The 19,789-nt window shown below is 64.4% G+C and carries 13 protein-coding genes; 3 read left to right on the forward strand and 10 right to left on the reverse strand.

Features of this window, described 5'->3' with window-relative positions:
- The first annotated feature begins 12 nt into the window (after positions 1–12).
- A complete protein-coding gene (gene catA / locus J2X56_RS10530) occupies positions 13–924 on the forward strand; it encodes a catechol 1,2-dioxygenase (protein ID WP_134223157.1) in 912 nt (303 codons plus the stop codon).
- 81 nt (positions 925–1,005) lie between these two features.
- On the opposite strand, the gene J2X56_RS10535 is transcribed toward catA, so the two are convergent.
- Positions 1,006–1,908 (reverse strand): LysR family transcriptional regulator, encoded by a 903-nt coding sequence (locus J2X56_RS10535; protein ID WP_209567469.1) that lies wholly within the window; start codon positions 1,906–1,908, stop codon positions 1,006–1,008.
- Between the two features lie 425 nt (positions 1,909–2,333).
- On the opposite strand from J2X56_RS10535, the gene J2X56_RS10540 reads away from it, so the two are divergent.
- Positions 2,334–3,350, forward strand: a complete 1,017-nt coding sequence (locus J2X56_RS10540) for an AraC family transcriptional regulator (protein WP_121043456.1) — start codon at positions 2,334–2,336, stop codon at positions 3,348–3,350.
- 390 nt (positions 3,351–3,740) lie between these two features.
- Here the strand turns inward: J2X56_RS10540 and J2X56_RS10545 are convergent, their stop codons facing one another.
- The 7 genes from J2X56_RS10545 to J2X56_RS10575 form a co-directional block, all read right to left on the reverse strand.
- Positions 3,741–7,022, reverse strand: a complete 3,282-nt coding sequence (locus tag J2X56_RS10545) for an ATP-binding protein (RefSeq protein ID WP_310160098.1) — start codon at positions 7,020–7,022, stop codon at positions 3,741–3,743.
- An 8-nt stretch (positions 7,023–7,030) separates the two neighbouring features.
- Positions 7,031–7,690, reverse strand: a complete 660-nt coding sequence (locus tag J2X56_RS10550) for a response regulator transcription factor (protein WP_039784218.1) — start codon at positions 7,688–7,690, stop codon at positions 7,031–7,033.
- A 24-nt stretch (positions 7,691–7,714) separates the two neighbouring features.
- Positions 7,715–8,536, reverse strand: coding sequence for an EAL domain-containing protein (locus J2X56_RS10555; protein WP_121043462.1), 822 nt, complete (start codon positions 8,534–8,536; stop codon positions 7,715–7,717).
- A gap of 11 nt (positions 8,537–8,547) precedes the next feature.
- Positions 8,548–9,318, reverse strand: a complete 771-nt coding sequence (locus J2X56_RS10560; RefSeq protein WP_121043465.1) for a molecular chaperone — start codon at positions 9,316–9,318, stop codon at positions 8,548–8,550.
- A complete protein-coding gene (locus tag J2X56_RS10565; RefSeq protein ID WP_310160109.1) occupies positions 9,315–11,927 on the reverse strand; it encodes a fimbria/pilus outer membrane usher protein in 2,613 nt (870 codons plus the stop codon). Before J2X56_RS10565 ends, J2X56_RS10560 begins: the two co-directional genes overlap by 4 nt.
- Positions 11,928–11,937: 10 nt before the next feature.
- Entirely contained in the window at positions 11,938–12,642 is a 705-nt protein-coding gene (locus J2X56_RS10570) for a molecular chaperone (RefSeq protein ID WP_121043471.1), read from the reverse strand.
- Positions 12,643–12,767: 125 nt separating this feature from the next.
- Positions 12,768–13,295, reverse strand: a complete 528-nt coding sequence (locus J2X56_RS10575; protein WP_209567475.1) for a fimbrial protein — start codon at positions 13,293–13,295, stop codon at positions 12,768–12,770.
- Between the two features lie 279 nt (positions 13,296–13,574).
- On the opposite strand from J2X56_RS10575, the gene J2X56_RS10580 reads away from it, so the two are divergent.
- A complete protein-coding gene (locus tag J2X56_RS10580; protein WP_310160113.1) occupies positions 13,575–15,008 on the forward strand; it encodes a fimbrial protein in 1,434 nt (477 codons plus the stop codon).
- 29 nt (positions 15,009–15,037) lie between these two features.
- On the opposite strand, the gene J2X56_RS10585 is transcribed toward J2X56_RS10580, so the two are convergent.
- Positions 15,038–16,882, reverse strand: a complete 1,845-nt coding sequence (locus J2X56_RS10585) for a DUF6396 domain-containing protein (RefSeq protein WP_310160115.1) — start codon at positions 16,880–16,882, stop codon at positions 15,038–15,040.
- 51 nt (positions 16,883–16,933) lie between these two features.
- Positions 16,934–19,774 (reverse strand): type VI secretion system Vgr family protein, encoded by a 2,841-nt coding sequence (locus J2X56_RS10590; protein WP_310160117.1) that lies wholly within the window; start codon positions 19,772–19,774, stop codon positions 16,934–16,936.
- Between the last annotated feature and the right edge of the window lie 15 nt (positions 19,775–19,789).

Raw genomic sequence — 19,789 nt, forward strand, 5'->3', positions numbered from 1 at the left:
AGGAGAGACAACGTGGACAAGAAAGCCATCGACGCCGTACTGCAAAAAATCGAAAGCACCGAACTCGCGGAGGGCAACCAGCGTGTCAAGACCATCGTCAACCGCCTCGTGCGCGACATGTTTTATACGATTGAAGAGCTGGATGTGCAGCCGGAAGAATTTTGGGCTGCCGTGGATTATCTGACCTCGGCGGGCAAGTCGGGCGAGTTCGGCCTGATCGCCGCCGGCCTGGGCTTCGAGCACTTCCTCGACCTGCGCATGGATGAAGCCGAAGCGCGCCGTGGCGTGCAGGGCGGCACCCCGCGCACCATCGAAGGACCGCTGTACGTCTCGGGTGCGCCCGAGCAGAAGGGCTTTGCGCGCATGGACAAGGACCCGCAGCCGGGCGACACCCTATTCATGCAAGGCCAGGTTTTCGACGAGCACGGCAAGCCGCTGGCCAATGCGCTGGTGGAAGTCTGGCACGCCAATCACCTGGGCCGCTATTCCTTCTTCGATCCGGACCAGAGCCCGTTCAACCTGCGCTGCTCCATCCGTACCGATGACCAAGGCCGCTATCGCTTCCGCAGCCGCGTGCCGGTCGGCTACAGCGTGCCGCCGGGTGGCGCCACCGACCGCCTGCTCAACAAGCTGGGCCGTCATGGCAGCCGTCCTGCGCACATCCACTTCTTCGTCACCGTGCCGGGCTATCGCAAGCTGACCACGCAGATCAACATCGCCGGCGATCCGTACCTGTGGGATGACTTCGCCTTCGCCACCCGCGAAGGGCTGGTGCCGGAACTGAAGCACGTCACCGATCCTGCCGAGATCCGCAAGCATGAAGTCGATGCGCCCTTCTATGCCATCGAGTTCAACTTCAACCTGCTGCCGGAACAGAAGGACCTGCCCAAGGCCGATATCAATCGTCCGCGTCTGGCCGCGTGATCCTGCGCTGAACTGAACGACCACGGGCCATGCGATTGCATGGCCCGTGTGCATTGCATCTCGCCCTTCGGAGGCCTGCGATCAGACGTACTCCTCGGCATGCATGCGCGCAATCGAGGCCGCTGTCGACCGTAATGTTTGCAGCAACAGCGAGCGGTCATTGGCGCGGAAATTCATGATCACCGGCGAATGCACGCCCTTGTTGGACAGCGGCCGGTACACCACATCTGAGCGATGCAGCCCCTGCACCGAACGCGGCACCAGGGTCACGCCCACGCCGGCGGCGACCAGCCCGATGGCGGTCTGCATCTCGTTGGCTTCCTTGACGATGGCCGGCCGCAGGGCGCGGCTGGAAAAAATGTCCAGCACCTGGTCCGCATAGCTGGGACGAGGCTTGGCCGGATAGAGAATGAAACGTTCCTCGGCCAGCTGCGCCAGCGTCACTTTGCTGCGCGCCAGCAGCGGATGGCCCAGCGGGAACACCGCCACCAGCGGTTCTTCCACGATGGTCTCGCAGAGGATGTCAGGGTCGCTGATGGGCAGGCGTCCGAAGCCTACATCGATGCGTCCGGACTTGAGTGCCTCGATCTGTTCCATGGTCACGATCTCGGAAAATCCGATTTCAATGTCCGGCATGTCGGCGCGGAAACGCTTGATCATCTCCGGCAGCAAACCATACAGCGCCGAGGGCACGAAACCGATGTTGAACCAGTGCTGCTGTCCGTGTGCGATGACGCGCGTTCCTTCCTCGATCTGTTCCAGCCGGGACAATACCTGCAAGGTCTGTTCATAGAAAAACTTGCCTGCCATGGTGAGCGCAATCGGACGCGAGGCGCGGTCGATCAGCTCGGCCCCGAGCATTTCCTCGAGCTGGCGGATCTGCCGGCTCAGGGGCGGCTGGGCGATGTGCAGCAATTCGGCCGCACGGCTGAAACTGAGCGTGCTGGCGACGGCATTGAAATACTTGAGATGACGCAGTTCCACTATACCTCCGAGGCATACCATGATGCTGATTTGATATTGTACGTTCACCCGCCAAACGCATAGAATCGGCGATCAGCCGGCCGCAGAGCCGTGCCCCACAGCAACGAGGCCCGCGTCCACGGCAGCAGGGTCCGACCAGAAGACCGTAGAGGAGACCGACATGATCCACCCCGCCCATGCTGGCGCGCTTTGTTCTGCGCACCGCCGACGAGCTTCCATCCCGGGCATGAAACTTGCACTTGCATGACGCTGAACGCAGCCGCCGCTGGCTGAGGGAAAGCAGACAGCGCGCACTCCGTTCGCATCGTCCATGAAGGTGCATGGCAGACCGGCTCCCGCGCCGTCTGCACGCAGCAGCACCCCAACCCGGTACCACCGCTCTTCCGCCACCGGCCCGTGCGGAAGGGCAGCGTTAAGAGGTTAACATGCTCAACACTGTCCATGCGCTCAGTCTGGAGCCCTTGTATCGTCGCCGCGTTTTTCACTCCACCCGCAAGGTCGACTGTCACGCCCAGGTCGCCAACGAACTCGCGGAACATGACCTGTTCTGGAAGGGCGACGATGTCGATACCGTGCTCTTCAAGGCGGCAATCCAGCAGTTGCAGATCTTCATGCTCAAGTATGGTGCCGAGGTCGTCGTGCGGCCGCGCCTGTTCAATGGTTTTGCGCTGGTCCACATGACGCTCTCGGGCAGCGCCGAGATCGAATCCGATGGCCGCAAGGTGTGCATCCCGCAAGGCCATACTGCGCTGATTGCACCAAAGAAGAATCTGCGCCTGTGGTGGCAGGCGGGCTCCGAGCAACTGATCCTGAAAGTGCCGCTGGCCCTGTTCGAGGAATTGCGTGCGGTCGGCCAGCGCGGGCCGATGGAGGTTCCCTCGGTGTTCCTGCTGCCGCAGCAGGCCGCGCCTTATTGGGACTTGCTGATCCAGTCGCTGCTGCGCGTGCTGGCCCTGCCCGGCCAGGGCGCAGGACAGGGAGAATGGGTGCAGCACTTCGAACGCAGCGCTGCGCAATTCCTGCTCTCGCAACTGACGTCCACGGTGGAGCCCGTGCATGCCGCCAGCAGCGGTCAGCGTGCGGCCAGCGAATCGGCCGACAGCCTGGTCGGTGCCGGCAAGCTGCAGCGCCTGGACATGCTGGAGCGCTACATCCGCAGCCGCCTGTGCGCGCCGCTGGCGCTGGCCGACCTGGCCGGTGCGGCCGGCGTGAGCGTGCGCGCGCTCAATGCGCTGTGCCACCAGCAATATGGCGTGGCGCCGATGGACCTGCTGCGCAACATCCGGCTCGATGCCGTGCGCGAGCGCCTGCTCACGCATCCCGGTGCCAACATCACCGATACCGCCTTCGAGTTCGGCTTCGGGCATCTGGGACGGTTCTCGGCTTACTATCGCGAGCGCTTTGGCGAATTGCCCAAGCAGACGCGCAGCGTCACGCGCTGATTTCGGGGCGCGCCGGACTATGCACCGGCCCCCTCGACCATGGCATCGACACGGTGTCGTTTTTTCGTTCCTGCACCACGCCACGGCATTCTCGCGCGCGCTTGCACCAGCGCGCAGCAAGGCTCACAGCGCCTGCCTCTCCTGTGAAAAAAGCGGACAAGCCTGCGGCTGCAGGAGGCAAGCGGTAGCTATTTTTTGGTCAATTCCTTCAGCAAGATCGTCGCAACAAACACTGGCATGCGCGTAGACACGTACATCGCCTGTCGAGAAATTCATTCGCGCTTGTTACCGGCACGCTTCAGGATCTGCGCAGCCGCCATTGCGGCGTGTACAGCCCCGAACACACAATCGACAGCAAATGGGGGATGAACATGAAGAACTTGTTCGCACTCAGCTGGCAGACTCCATGGCCTGCATCCATTCCCTGCAGGCCGCCAGCGCCGAGGGCTCGCCCGCCGCGATGGCGTGCTGGAGTTCGACGCTGCGCGCTGCCAGGTCATCCAGTCCCATGGCTTGCAGCCCGCCCTGCAGGCGATGCAGGATGCGCAGCACGCGTTCATGCTCGCCGCGCTCGATGGCCTGCTGCAGCTTCTCTTTTTCCGCCGGCCAGCTCTGCCGGAAAGCCTCCCGCACTACCCGTTCAAACGGATCAACCGGCACCGTCTGCACTGACGGCACTGACTGCACCGATGGCGCAGGCACCGTGCGCACCAGGCGCGCCAGGATCTCCTGCATCTGCTGCAGCGAGGCCGGCTTGGTCAGCAGGGCATCGAAGAGCGCCTGCGGCCATTGCCCCAGACTGCCCGGCCCCGCCGCCGTGGTGGCGATGATGCGGGCGTGCGGCTGCTGCTCGCGCACGCGCGTGGCCAGCGCCACGCCATCCAGACCGGGCATGCCGAGATCGGTGATGAGCACATCGGCCGGGTGCGCCTGCCATTGCGCCAGTGCATCCAGACCATCGCGGGCCAGCCGCGGAGAGGCGCAGCCCAGCGCCTGCAATTGTTGCTGCATCAAGGTCAGGTTCACATAGTCATCCTCGACCACCAGCACGTCGAGTCCGGCGGCCACACTGACGAGTTCTGCCACCGGATGCGGCTCCACAGCAGCAGGCTGGCTGGCCAGCGCGCGCAGCCAGTCGTGCCGGTCGAAGGCGCTGACCTGTTGCCAGCCAGGCGCAAGACTGGCGCGCATGGCCACGTCAGGACAGATCAGCACGGCCGGCACGGACTGGTGTTGCGTGCAGGCGATGAAATCATCCACGCAATCCGGTGCGACCAGATGGATCACAGCGCCGGGCGCACTGGCGCTGTCACGCCGCGCTGCACCCCACGCGGCGAGATAGTCGCGGAGCGTGGCTGCCATGTCCGCATCGTGACAATGCAATGCCACCGTCTTGCCTGCCAAGGGGCGCGAGACCGGCAGCGTGCCGCCTCCCTCCACCAGCGCCAGCGTGATTTCCGCACCGAAGACGCTGCCCCGGCCCGGCTCGCTGTCGAGGGTGATATCGCCTCCCATCAGCTCGGCCAGGCGGCGGCACAGCGACAAACCGAGACCGGTGCCGCCGAAGCGCTGGCTGATGCTGTCATCGGCCTGTTGCAGCGACTTGAAGATGCGTTGCCGGGCACTGGGCGAGACGCCAATGCCGGTATCGCTGACGTCGAAGCGCACCACCATGCGCGCCGGTTCGCGGCGCAGGAGCCGCACCGACAAGCGGATACGCCCCTGCGCCGTGAACTTGACGGCATTGCCGACCAGGTTGTGCAGGATCTGCATCAGCCGCCGCGGATCGCCCAGCACCGGTGCTTCCAGTGCCACGGCGGGCAGGCAGGAGAAGGCCAGTCCCTTGTCCAATGCCAGCGGTGCGAACAGCTGCGCGCACTCTTCCAGCAAGTCGTTGAGCTGCAGCGTTTCCGAGGCCAGCGTGATGGATTGCGATTCGATCTTGGTGATGTCGAGGATGTCGTTGACCAGCCCCATGAGCATGTCGAAGGCATGACGGATCAGCTCAATGCGTTGCCGCTGCGGCAACGACAGCTCTTCCCGCGCCAGCAGCTCCATATGCCCGATGGCCCCATGCAGGGGCGTGCGGATCTCGTGGCTGACCTGGGCCAGGAACATGGACTTGGCCTGGTTGGCGCGGTCGGCCATGCTCTTGGCTTCGCGCATGAGGGCTTCGTGCGCCTTCTGCATGTTGAGATCGATCATGCCCAGCAGCAGCACATCCTGGCCCGAGAAGCGGGTGCGCGACCAGACCGCGCCCAGATGGCTGATGCCGCCATCGCGCAGCGGCAGTTCGGCTTCGATCATGGCCTGGCGCAGATTGTCGCCGACCCGCACTGCGGTGAGGATCTGCGCGTAGAAGGCCGCGCAGGGCAGCGCCGACTGCTCCAGCATGCGCGAGGCCACCGCATTGCGCAGTACCACTTCGCCGGAGCCGGGCGCATAGACGGCGATGCCGACCGGCAGGGTATCGATGATGGTCTGGCTGAACTGGCGGCTCTCCACCATGGCCAGCGCCTTCTTCTGCAGCGGCCCGATCACGCAGCGGTCGAAATACAGGGTAGCGACCCAGACGAAGAGCAACGCAAACAAACCCCAGACGGCCCCCGTCGTGAAGTCGCCCTGCAAGCCGGCCAGCACGTCGCGCCAGGTGAAGGTGAGCACCACCACCCACTCCGGCCCCTCGATGGTCTGGGCAATGAAGAAACTGCCGTCATCGTGGAAGTGGCCGACGTGATCGTGCGGATCGGTGGCATGCCGCACATGCTCCTGGATGTGGCGCATCAGCAGCGGATTGACGTGCGGATCGGGGCTGCTCAGCAAACGTGTGCTGCCCTTCCCTTCAAACACCATCAGGCCGGGCATCTCTTCGTTCTTCATGAAGAACTGGCGAAACTGGCTGGCCGGCACCGAGAACACGGCCGTTGCCTGATCGCCCTTGTCCAGCGCAATGCGCACGGCCAGCCGGGTCACGGCCGAGCGCTGCAGCGGTGCGCTCAAGGCCGGACTCATCCACAGCACGCGCTGCCCGGTGCTGCCCTGGGCGCGCGCCGCCCGTTCGCGCTCGGCGGCGAAGGCCGCATCGACCGGCGCGCTGATGGCGCTGATGTAGGGCGAGATGCCGAGCCGGCGTACCTCTTGCTCTTCCGCGCCGGATAGCGGCGGCGAGACCGCCAGGAAGCCGGCCTCGGCGGTATAGATGAAGCCGTCCAGCGTGACACCGGGCTCGGCCGGATTGAACATCGGCAAGCCCGAGGCCTGCCGCAGCAGGAGCAGCAGCGTGGCCAGGCGCAGGCGGTCGGCGGCGGTGTCACCGCGTATCACGAGGGAAAAAGGCACCACCGTCAGACTCTCGGGACTGCGGGTGATCTCGCCGGGATCCACGCGCTCGCTGTAGGTATCGAGCACCATCAGTTCCTTCTTGTAGAGATGCTGCAGGCGGGCATACATCTCGGCGAACTGGACCACCCGCGCGGTGAGGCGATCGACCTCGGACTTGATCTGCTCGCGCTTGCTGGTGAAGCTGCCGATCTGCCGTTCGCGGAATTGCGTGAAGGCGCTGTAGCCCAGAAACATCACCGCGCAGACGATGGCCACCGACAACAGCGTGGCGCAGCCATACAGGAGCCGGCGATAGTAGCGCTCCGACAGGGCAAGGATCTGGCGCGGCATCGCGGCTCTCAGTGGCCCAGGTTCTGGAAGATCCGGCTCAGTTCGACGTCATTGCTCACCCCCAGCTTCTTCATGGCCGCCACCTTCTGGTTGCTGATGGTCTTCGGACTGCGGTTGAGGCGCTCGGCGATGTCGCTGATGGACATGCCCTGGCAGATCATGCGCGCCACCACCAGCTCGCGCTCGGACAACTGGGCCAGCCCGGTCTGGCGTGCGTTGACATTGAACAGACTGCCCAGCAAGGCCGACGACAGCGACTGCGGCAGATAGACCTGGCCGTGATGGACGCTGCAGACGGCTTGCGGCAGGTTGACGAAATCACTGCGGTTCTTGCCGATGAAGCCGGCTGCCCCCAGCTCCAGGGCGCTGGAAATGATCTGCGGCTGGGCATGGGCACTGAGGAAGATCACCTTCATCGCCGGATGCTGGCGGCGCAGGCGCTTGAGCAGGTCCAGCCCGTCGGCCTGGGGGTCATCATCAAAGGCATAGTCGCACAGCAGTACGTCCACCGGATCGCGCTCCAGGCAGCTCATCAGCTGCGCGATGCTCTCGGCCGAGAAGGCCAGCGCCAGGTCGGCGCAGGTGGCCAGGATGGCTTCGATGCCCCGCAACACGACCGGATAATCATCTGCGATCCCGACCCGTATCAATGTCCCCTTGGTCGCCATGTTGGCATTCCCTTTCCGCGCTGCTCAGTTGGTGGCCGCCTGGCCCCGGCGGCGCTGCATCTGCCGGAAGAACTCCGGCATCGCCAGCGGCCTGGCGAAATAATATCCCTGGAAGCGCCGCACCCCCATCCGGCGCAAGCGCTGCCACTGCCCCCGGGTCTCGATGCCTTCGGCGGTGACGGTCGCATCGAACTCGGCGGCCAGGCTGACGATGGTTTCGATGAGGCGACTGTACAGGGAATTGCCCTGCATGGCAGCAACAAACGATCGATCGAGCTTGAGGCAACTGACGCGGCCACAGGCCAGCTGGTGCAGGCGCGCGTCGCCGATGCCGAAATCATCCAGGGCGATGGCGATATCGGCCCGCTCGCACTGGGCGAACAGGCGGCGGCAGCGCTCCGGTCCGAGGTCGGCACCGCGCTCGGGCATCTCGATCATCAGCTGCAACTGCGGCCACGGCAGGCGGCGCAGCAGGGCCTGGCACTGGGCCACCAGCGACTCGCCCCGCAACTGCTCACCACAGGCATTGAAGGACAGCACGAAGGGCTGCCGCAGGCAGGCGGGTGCGCTGCCCCACGATGTGCGCACCTGCTGCAGCATCTGGCGCGTGGTGGCGGCCAGCAGGCCCTCCTCGGACAAGCGCTCCAGAAAAACCGATGGTGCCAGCACACCGGCGTGCGGATGCTGCCAGCGCATCAGGATCTCGGCCCCCTGCCAGTCGCCGTCCTCGCCGACGATAGGCTGCAGGAAGGGCTGGAACTGACGGCGACGCAAGGCCAGCAGCAAGTGCCTGCGATCCATGGGCGGGACGGCGGCAGAGTGGGCGCAATGAGCGGCGGCATGCATGGGAATTTCCTTCATGGCAGGTTGGGCGGCATCAGGGACCTTGCGTGCTCGCTGGATCGCCCGTCGTCATCGATGAGCTGGAAGCTCAGGCGCGGCTGCTGCCACGGCAGGGTGGCATCGTCCACGGGCAGCACGAAGACCTGTTCGCCATAGGGCGGTGCCATCTGGTCGGGAGCCGCGCGCGGCACCAGTTCGCGGCGACCGTCGCTGACCCGCAGGCTGGCAAGGGAAGCAAAATAAGGGCTGTCATTGCGGCAGACCAGGACCCATTGCCCGGCTTGCCATTGCAGCCGGAAGTGCAGCGCATCGCTCCACTGCGGCCCCGGATCGGCAAGGCCGGGGGGACGATGGAACACCTTGATCTGGGTGTTGAGCCCGAGCAGCAAGCGCGGCGCGCTTGCCTGCGGCGCATCCGCCAGCAGGGGGATCTCGTAGAGATTGAGCCAGAACACCGATTCGCGATCGGTCGGCAGCGGCTCGCCGGTGGTCAGCACCCGGACCTGGCCGATGGCCTGGGGCGACAGCCGCTGTACGGCAGGCAGGACGAACAGCGCAGACTGGACCGTGTCCGGTGCCTGGCTGCCCTCGCCCTGGTCCACCCAGCTCTGCAGCACCACCGCATGCGGATTGGTATTGGCCAGGCGCAGGCTGAGTTCGCGCGCTCCCTGGCTGAAGACCAGGCGCGTGCGCTCGGGCATGACCCCGGCCTCGGCACGCATGCAGCAGAGCAGCATGGACAGCAGCAGCCAGCGTGCCAGCCAACCGATCCGGCAGCGGCTCATTGCGGCGCTCCCGGTAGGCGCGGTTGTGCGGCCTCTGCCGGCAGGAACTCGGCACGGCGGGGTGCGGCCACACAGGCCGCTTCCAGCCGGATCAGCTCCTGCGCCAGATCCTGCCCCTGCAGATCGTAGCGCGCGGAACAACGCTCCTGCTGGCCGTCGCCCCAGCGCACCAGCAGCTCGCCCTGCAGCTGGTCGGTGCGCAGATAAGCCTGGCTGCCCTGCCCGACCATGCCGATCACGCCGCCTTGCGCATCGAGCACATCGGCTCCCATCGGCAAGGGCGAGGCGCCGTCGCGTTGCAGGCGAATCAGCAGGGCATGGCCGGTGCGCGTCCTGAAACTCAGCTTGAGCGTGGCACCGGCATACGGGATGACGGTGCGCTGGCTTTCCAGCAATTCGGTCTTGTGGCGCTTGCCGCTGGCCGCCAGTTCGACCACGTTGCGATGATAGGGCGAGAGCGAGGGCAGCAAGGCGTAGCCGTGGCTGTCGATTACCGCCCCCTGGCCGTTGAAAAGGCGCGCACCTTCCGCCCCCTTGGCTTCGATCAGGGCAAAGGTATCGCCCAGATAGGGACCGAGGGTGATACCGCCGGCATGCACGGCGAGCGCACCGCGCACGTTGCCGGCCACCTGCCAGTAGTCGCGCCCGTGCGTGAGATTGAGATTGAGGTTGGCCTTGGGCAAACGCGCGCCGAGGTTGCCGTTGACGCTGTCCTGCTGGCCGCCCGGCACATGGCTGGCCCCCACGCTGTAGCTGAGCTGGCGCTCGCCCGCCAGCATGCCGGACACCTGGGTCTGATAGAGGTCCTGGTCCGCCGCCCGGACCACCGACGTACTGGCGACAGGCCGCTCACCGCCCTCGCGCCCCAGCGGGATCGACAGCGACAGCATCAACGAGGAGCCCGGTTGCGCCACCGCTGCCAGCCGCCCGTCCAGATCATTGGCGGTCCGGGCCACACTGCTGACCTGCTGCCGCTGGAAGGCGAGGTTCAGGCTCACGCCGTTGCGCCACAAGGTCGAATACCCGAACTGCAATTGCGTGATGCGGCTGCGGTCATGGTGGAAGGTCTGGGTCAGGCCGGAGAGATAGAGCGAGCCCAGGCTCCCCAGTTGCTGGCTGAGCGAGAGATCGATGCGCGAGTGCTGCTGATAGCTGGTGGAACTGGCCAGCGAAGAGAATCCGGTACGCCGCACCTGGCGCTCGCTGATCACGTCGGCCAGTTCGCGGTAACCGGACGTGGAGTAGCGATAGCTGGCGATGGAGAACTGCGTGCCGGTGACATCGAAGGCCCGTGAATAAGATACGCCCATCATCCAGCCACCACGCGCACCGCCCCCCGTGTCGGCATGCGAATAGTTCAGCGACAGGCCCAGCGAACCGGCCGGCCCGGCCAGAGTGGTGCCCAGCACCGCCGACTGGTATGCCGGCGCCAGGCGTAGTCCGAGGCTGCCGGTCATGCTGTTGTTCAGCCCGCGCTGGTAGAGCGCATCCACGAACGGCAAGCTGCTGTCGGTATCGCGGGTCCGGCCCAGTGTGACGCTGTAACGCTCACTGCCAGGCCGCATCGATTCCGGCAGCGCCGAGTAAGGCACGCTGAAGCGGGATCGGGTGCCATCGGCCTCGATGACGGTCACATCAAGATCGCCGTTGTAGCTGGTCGGATACAGATCGTCGATCACGAAACTGCCCGGAGCGACGGTGGTGCGGTAGATATCGCGCCCCTTCTGGCTGACGATGACCTGAGCGTTGCTGCGCGCAGTGCCACGAATGACCGGTGCATAGCCGCGCTGCGAATCGGGCAGCATGCGCTCGTCCGAACTCAGTTCCAGTCCCTGGTAGGCCAATCCCGACAGCAGCTTGCCGGAGGTATAGCTCTGGCCCACGGTCAGTTCGCTGGTCCAGTCGGGCAAGGCGCGGCGGGCATAGGTGCGCACCGGATTCCAGCGCAGTCCGCTGCGGCTGTCATAGCCCAGGCTGCCTTGCTGGCGCAAACGCCACAGGCCCAGGTTCACGCCGCTGTTGGTAAAACCGTAGACCGAACTGCTGCTGGCCTGGGCGGTATGGGCGTAATACTGGCTGATGCTGTAGTTGAGGAAACCCATGCTGTCACCGGCATCGTAGAGCGCGGGATCGATGTAGCCCCGCGCGACATGGTTGCGTTGCGCCTGCGGCAGGCTGACGTCCAGCCGCAGGCGTGAGAGATCGAACACGGCCTGCGCCCCGGGCGCCAGCTCGTCGATGCGGGCGCACTCGCGCTGGCCCAGCTGCGCGACCAGATCCTGCCGCAGGTCGAGCAAGACGGCGTCCTCGGCCTTGAAGCAGGCCGCCGCGCCCATCCCTTCGACCAGGTCGAAGCGCAATGCACGACGGTGGCTGTAGCTGCCATTGACAAACACATCCACACTGTAGATGCCGGGCTCGACATTGCCCACGCGATTGAAACGTGACAGGCTGCCCTTGTTGATGGGCGAGGCCATCTCCAGCGATTCCAGAAATCGATAGCTGTTCTCCGCCGGGCCGGCCACGGCCACCGGCCAGGCCAGCAGCCCGGCTCCGAGCGACAGGACAGACCGGGCCACACGCCGCAGAGGCGAGGGATGCACACTCACCGTGATCACCTCACTGCACGGGATAGTCGCGCGGCACTTCCACACCCACATCGTTGAGCAGACGCAGACGCATGCGCATGCCTGCACGGTCGGCCGGCACATGGTCCAGCGGCCAGCGCAGTTCCTGGAAAGGCTGGATCACCGTGGTCCTGGCCAGCGCTTGCGCCTGGTCACCCAAGACCAGATCGGCCTGTTGCACCATCAGGTGATAGCCACTACCGTTGCGCACCACCATGCTGGCCATCCCGTCGCTGCTGTCGATGGCGAAGGAAAGCGCCGCGGGTGCGCGCGCCGCATCGGCCTCGCTGGCCAGGGCGGGGGGACGATAGAAGACTTTCATGCGGCTGCGCACGGTCAGCACCAGCTGATTGTCGTTGACCGAATCGGCCTTGAGGGCCGGCACCTGCAGGAAATTGAGAAAGAACAGCGACTCGCGGTCCTGCGGCAGCGCTGCGCCGATGTAGGAGAGCCGCACCACCTGGCCGCCATGCGGCTCGATGCGGAACACCGGCGGAATGACCAGGAAGGGCGAGGCCTGCCCATCGGGCCGGCCGGCGTGTCCATCATCCAGCCACAACTGGACCAGATTGGGATGATCATCAGGGTTGCTGAAGCGCAGCACCTGCTCGCCGGCGTCGGCCGGATAGATGACGCGCGTACCGAGCATGGTCACGCTGGCGCTGGCGTGCGCACTCAGCAGGAAGACCAGCAACATGAGGAGACCTGCGCGCAAGCTTGTTCTGTTCATGGCAAAAACGGGGATGCGCCGCCGGGAGCTATCCCGGCAGCGACAGGGGTGAGACCAACGGGGAAACGGAAGTCCGCGCCCGGACAGGCGCATCAGAAGTAGTCGAGGGCGTACTGCACCGAGCCAATCACGGAGCCGGCTTCGGCCGCACCGCCTTCGGCGACGTAGCGTACGGCAAAGGTATGAGAAGCACTGGTACCGCCGGCGGCGATCTCCAGCCCCTCGACCGACACGCCGCTGCCCCCCACCAGGCTGATCGGATCGCCGCCGACGCTCTTGCGCAATTGCAGCGCCACGTTCTTGGCGCTGCCCAGGTTGGGAATGTTGTTGCCGCTGGTGGCGGCGCTGGCCAGGAATTGCGTCTTGATCTTCAGTTTATCGGTGGCCGATGCCGTGCAGCCACTGACACTGACCACGAAGGGCGTCTCGCCCGCCGAAGTGCCTGCCGCCGCGAGGTCGCCGGTGGCCACCGTGGGCAGCAGCACCACTGGATTGGCCGCGCCGTCAACCATCACCTGGCAGGTCTGGCTGTTGACCTGGCCACGGAAATTGATGGTACTGCCTGCCGCCAGCACCACCGACGGCGAGACCAGCAACAGAATTGCGAGATGCTTTTTCATTTTTACCCCCAAGGAGAATTCGGTCGATCCACGAAGAATGCCGACGCCAACCGATGCGTCCTGCACCAGACGAATCATAGGCAGGCAGGTGGCGCAGCAGAATCGGCGCTTCCCCAAGCAGCCCTTGGCAATCGCTGATTCAGCAATGGGCAAAATCCCAAACGCGGGCATCGCCGCACAATGGGATTTGGCCCATGCACATTGCAGAGCTGGCCCATGTCGCGCACAGGTGCGCTTGCGCGAACATGCAGGGCTTCCCATCCTTGCCGGAGTTTTCCCTTGTCTGCTCGCCCGCCCGATCACGCCAGGCCCGGCGTACCTTCCCCCCGGGTCCTGCCCTGCCCTTTGCACCTGCTGCTTGCCTTGCTGGCGCTATGCCTGCTGTCGGTCCCGGCAGAGGCCATCTGCAAGCGCAACAATCGCATCGCCTATCCCTTTACGCCCTTGAGCGATGGCGGCTCGGCCCAGTTCTGGTTCGGCCGCATCAATCTCGCCAGCACCGTCCTGCAGCCGGCCGGCACACTGCTGGGAAGTGCGGTGGCGACGGCCGCTGAGGCCTCCGGCATCAGCGGCGATACGCTGCTGTGGACCTGTGATCTGGCCGATGCCGGACAGATATCCGAAGTGTTTTCCACCAATGGCGATGACCGCGTGGGCGGATTTGCCGAGATCGGCACGCAGGATGGCTTGCCGGGCTTCTACCGCACCTGGTTTCCCGGTGTGGCGATCCGGCTCACGCATCTGCGCTCAGGGAAGGTGTTTTCGCGCTATTACCAATCGGCCCGTCTTGAGAACTACGACGTCGATGAAGCCAGCAAGAAGATCCTGATCCGCGCCAGGCATCTCAGTCCGGTCAAGGCAGAGATCGCCCGTGTCTCCGATCTCAGCCCCGGCACCGGCACCAGCAACTGGTGCGGCGATCGCCCGAACAACCGGCTGCAGACGGCCGTTCCCTACCGCTGTCTGCAGCCCAATGGATACCTGATGTTGCGGGGTCCGGGGTACAACCGCGCCAGCGGCGACATGGATGATGATGGTGAAGATCACGCGACGCGCTTCCTCTTCTTCGGTGCCGCCAACGGCATTGCCTTCGGCATGCGCCAGGCGGCCACCCTGAGCGTGCTGCCCTCGTGCGTGGTGCAGAACGTGACGCCGGAAGTGGTTTTTCCGACGATCTCGGAAGAGGAACTCAACCAGGGCGAGACACGGCAGGTGGAATTCACGCTGGCCTTTCGCTGTGACGAGGGAGTCAATACCCGACCGCCGAACACCGCCGGCACTGACGACAACCAGACTGCCTTTGGCATTCAGGTCTCACCGGGCGCACTGGCGGCAGCGCGGCAGCTGGGGTATGTCAATCAGGATCAGGGCGTGCGGTATCTGCTCTCGGACTACTACGGCCTGGATCCTTCTCTGGCCAAGGGTGTGGGCATCAGCCTGAGCGACAGCGACAGCCAGCAGCCGATGCAATTCCTCAGCTCGCCGCTGGCCGGACAAGGACTATCCAGACCGCTGCCAGCGGGTCGCAACGCCGGGTGGTATCGGCTCGACGCCAGCAATGCATCACGCTGCCTGCCGCCGGAACCTGCTGCCCCGGCGTATCAGTTCACGGTGGAAAAGCGGCTGACCGCTACGCTGCAAAGGCTGCCAGGGCAAGCCGTGGCAGCGGGACGGGTTTTTGCAACCGCCTATGTGATCGTCAAGGTGCAGTAAAGAGGGCAAGGAGACGATCTGGGATGGACTCAATGCTGCCCCTCCGGACTGGCCGGGCCGCTTTTCTGATCAAGGCTGATGTGTTCGAGTCCCTCGCGTTCTTCATTGGCATTGCCCAGCCACTGCCACAGGAGATCTTTCTCGCTGATGCCGGGACGCTGACGGATGACATCCGGGAAGGGCATGCCCTTTCTCAGATACACCTGACGATCCCAGCGGTTGAAACTTTGATGTTTGGGATGATCTTCCGGTAGATAGGGTCGCCAGATGCCGCTGTGCGGACAAGGCGAATGGCTGCGGTAGCGGCGCTCGGTCTGGGGAATCTCTGCGTAACGCGCAACACGTCTTCGTACTCGGGGATCTTCGACCACCTGCGGCGGCGCGAGAAGATCGACCGGCATGCCAAGGTAATGAAACTGGATGCGGCCGTCCTCATCCTGCAAACCGGCGCGGCTGCGATCAAACAGTTCTCCCTGTTCATAACGCAAGGGCAGTTGTTCGGCGTTCCATGTGCGGTGGCGCTCCGTGATGGGGCGCATCAGGCGGGCCTGCCAGTACCCTGTTTCCGGAGCTGCGGTAGTTTCGAATTGCGGTGCAATCTGTCTCTGTGGGTGCGTCGGCAATTGCTGGCCATCCGGGATCCGTGCACGGCCGGTGCGCAGCCAAGCTGGATCGGGTATAGGGGGTGTAAGCCCTGCAGGCTTCTGCAAGATTGCCCTGGCAGCCTCAAGCAAAGTCTTGCGATCACCATTCCACATGGGCAGCTTGGCCGGAGGAAGGGGAAGTACCTTGTCGAGATTGGGGAAACGCAGGTCGGGGTTGCGCTGGAGTGCATCGGAGAAAATCCTGTAGCGGTCTTCACGGGCCTTGTCGATACCGATAACGGATAAAGGGTCGCCGTGTCGGAAAGCGCTAGCCAAAAATATTGCTGACAGGTAGCTACCGAGTCTTAAACCCTCCTGAAGAACAATGCGGGCTCGATCATTATCCTGATCAAATTCAACGTTGTCGCCAACACTCGCGCCACCAAGATTGAAAGCAGCCTCGGCGTTCCCTTGATTCAGCCCGCATTCCAGCATCCTGCGCGCGATCGTGCGGTTATCCCAATAATCGGTAACGGCATTGAGGCCCATCACATATCCCACAGCCTGCGCTCCTCCCTCATATTCATAGTCGATCAGGATGCTCTTCTGATGATCGGTGGCCACCAGCACCATCCCCGCTGTTTCCAGAAAGCTGCGCTTGCCAGCCTCCTTCTCCAGGCTGCCCCATACCGCACGCATGTCGCCATCACGCACCCGCAGACTCAGATTCGGAATGGCACACGCTTCTGCTGCGCGATACCAGCTTGCGTTGAACACTTCACGCCGATCACGCACGGCCACAGGATCCGGCATGCCGCCCGCATCCGGCCGTATCACGCTGGCCTCGCCACGCATCGGCCCCTGCCTCAATTCATAATCACTCGGCCGCTGGTAGCCCGGCATGTTGTGCGCCAGTGCGCTGCCGATCACGCCATACCACGACAGCAAGCGCACCTGCACCGGCTTGCCCTCGTTGTAGCGGCCCGCTGCCACATCGCGCAACAGATCACCCCAGGTTTCGCCACGCGGCCATGCTCCTGTGCCCCGTTCCAATTCCATGGCCGGATCGAAGCCCCAGCAGATGATCTCGACGCTATCTTTTGCGCGGCGGATGTCGTCGCAAATCCGTGCAAACGCCTGCTCCCCGCAATACAGCATCTGCAGCCGGTTGCAGCGATGGATGGGACAGTCCTTGTCCTGTGCGCTTTCCAGCAACCATTGCGCGCTGCCACGGCTGCGAGGATGCGCCCGGCTGAGCGGGACGGTGCTGGCATATTGAGTAGTACTCATGAACTCTCTCTGGTGAAGTGCATCAAGATCGGGAAAGAGAAAACGCGCCGCTCACCCCTCACGCAACTCGCGGTTACGCTCGCGGTCCCGGGCATCGCCCTCGCGGGCGCGATAACCTCGTGCTGCCAGTTGTGCGTCCATATCGTCCAGCCGCGCCCTGACCGGCAGCTCAAAGACATGGCCGTTGCTGAGCCTGACCTCATAGCTGGCCGTCTCCTCGTCCGTCACCGTAATCAGCACCTGGCCGTAGGCATCGGTCACACCCTCGGCGACCCGGTTGCCAGCTTTGAAGAGCTGATAGGGCTCATGCGCAAAGACCTTGCCCTGCACGGCGTGCGAGGTCAGCACCAAGGCCAGACGCCGCTGCTGCTTCAATTCGTCCAGGGCGGGAGGATCCGGCAAGACCGGGACCGGCCCGTTGACCGGACCGTCATGCGCATACCCGGCGGCATGGGCTCGCCACTGGCCCGACGTACTCTGTTCGATACCGCCTGCGTGCCAGCGCATGACGCTGCCGCCGCCATTGATGACGACCTCTTCCTTGGCCTCGATGCTGATGCGATTGGCCGTCTGCGTAATGTTCAGACGCGCAAGAATGTTCACGCTCGCGGCAAGCGCGGAAACGTCGATGTCACCGGCTGCGGCGACCAGCTTCATGCCCGCCTTGCAAGCGAACAGGCGCACCGCCTCGCGCACGCTGACCAGCAGGCTCTTTCCGGCACTCAGACTGGCATGGCCACCACTGCTGATGGCCGTGTGCTGCTGGCTCAACAGATGCGTCGACCCTGCGGTGGCGGTCTCGATGCCCGCCGGACTGGCCAGTACCAGATGTGGAGCCAGAAATGCCGGAACGCCTTCTTCCAGCACCGCTCCCTTGGTCTGGCCCGCAATCGCAGCGCACTGCTGCTGCAGGATTTGTGCGACGTTCTCCTGCTCGCCCGCCATTTGTGCGCCAGCCTGCACGGCCGCCTGCGCCAGTTCGGCCTGCCATTGGCCGCCTCGTTGCAGATCGGCCGTCGTCTCTTCCATCGCGGTGAGCTGCCCTTCCGCTTCTGCGCACGCATGCGTCGTGAGCAACAGACCGCGTTGCGCCCGCAGCGCGCCGTGGCCATCGCTGCGCAATTCAAAGCCCTCGCCACGCGCCTCCTTGCGTCCCGCCTGTCCCTCGATGCGCGTCAGATGACCCAAGCTGAGCTGGCTGGCCAGATGATCACTGCGGATCTGGACCTGCATGCGCTCGCAGCTGTCATCGAGAATCACGTGATTGCTGCGGCCACCGGCCGCATTGCCGCCCTCCGGCGTCAGCTCACGGCTGCGCAATCCGCTCAAGGCCCGCTGCTGCGGCAATTCCCATGGCGGCATGTTGTCCTGGTTGTGGACACAGCCGGTGACCAGTGGATGATCCGGATTGCCATCCAGCCACTGCACCACCACCTCCGAGCCCACACGCGGATGCGAACTCCAGCCGCTGTGCGCACCCGCCCAATGGGTGGCCACACGGATCCAGCAACTGCCACTGCGTGCGCGATCCCAATGGAAGCGCACCTGGATGCGTCCATACGCATCGACGTGCAGACTCCCCTGCCCTTCCGGCCCGACCACGGTCGCCGTCTGCAATGCCAGCAGCGTAGTGGATTGGCTGTCAAAGCCCGGGCCCGGCCGCCAGGGCGTGTCCCACGGCAGGCAACGCAGACGGTTCGCGTAGCTGGCCGGCACATCCGCATCCTGCAGGTAATTGTTGCTGGCCTCATGGACCACCTCCAGGATCACGAACTGCGGATCGCCAGCCTTCGCGTGAAAATGCTCCAGCAGCCGAAATCGCCGCCCCGGTGCCACTTGCCGGTGATTGCCCTGCGCCTCGAAAAGCAGGCTGCCGGCCTCGATCTCTTCCATGCGCCGGCGGGCCAGCCGGTCGCCCTCCAGGAAGGTACGAAAGCCATCATGACCGCTGTACTGGTGGATCTCCTTGCGTGCGATCTCGCCCTGTTCCACCACCGTCATGATCTCCACATGACGCGGCGATGGCTGCTTGAAATCGAACCCGCTCACCGCTACCTGCGCTGTCGCCCCCTGCTGCACGACCTGCCATTGCGCGATGGCATCTTCGTCCTCGGCTCCTCCCGCGCTATGGAAACGGATATCCGCAGAAGACCCCTCGATCGCCTCCGCGCGGGTACTGTCATCGCAGATCACCAGCGTATGGCCCTGCGCCGTATGCTCGTACCAGTAGCAATAGCCTTCGGCCTCCCAGCGCCGGGCGAGGTAGTTGTGGTCAGTCTCTTCCCACTGCGTGCAGAGTGAGCTCGGAACCTCCTCCTCGCTTACCTGCCAGCGCCAGTGCGCCAAGCCGGCATAGTCCCGCAAGATCGATCCGGTCTGCTGTTCAATGGTCTGGTCATGGAACAGCCGGCAGTTCCGCCGCAGATGCGCGTAATGCAACCATGGCACCAGCACCGCTTCATAGAAGGCAATCCCGCCATCGGTCCTCACGAAGCGAAACGACATGACATGCCCGGTGAAAGGACGCAGGCTCCCGTCGGCCGTCACCAAGGACACGCACAGCAGCTTGCCCAGCAGACAGGTCAACGGAATCGCGGCCTCGTCGCTGAGCAGCTCCAGCACGAAACGAAAATCGCGCGACATCGCCTCGCTGCCCTCGAAGCGGTTGATCACCAGCGCACAGGCAGGCGCATCGTCATGCGGAAAGGAAAGTCGCAGCAGGCGACGGGACTGCGGCTGCCGCAGCAGCGAATCGAAGAGGCTCATGAGCAGGCAGCACCAGCGAGATGAACGAGCGCGCCAGTATCGGCGTGTCGTCATTGGCCGACACGGATCGCCGCGATCTTTGCAGTGACTGCCGAAACTATTCGATGCCAATGACAAGCGCACCATAGGTCGCATGACATC

Origin of the sequence: Herbaspirillum sp. 1173 (assembly GCF_031455335.1) — a bacterium.
Taxonomy (GTDB): domain Bacteria; phylum Pseudomonadota; class Gammaproteobacteria; order Burkholderiales; family Burkholderiaceae_D; genus Herbaspirillum; species Herbaspirillum huttiense.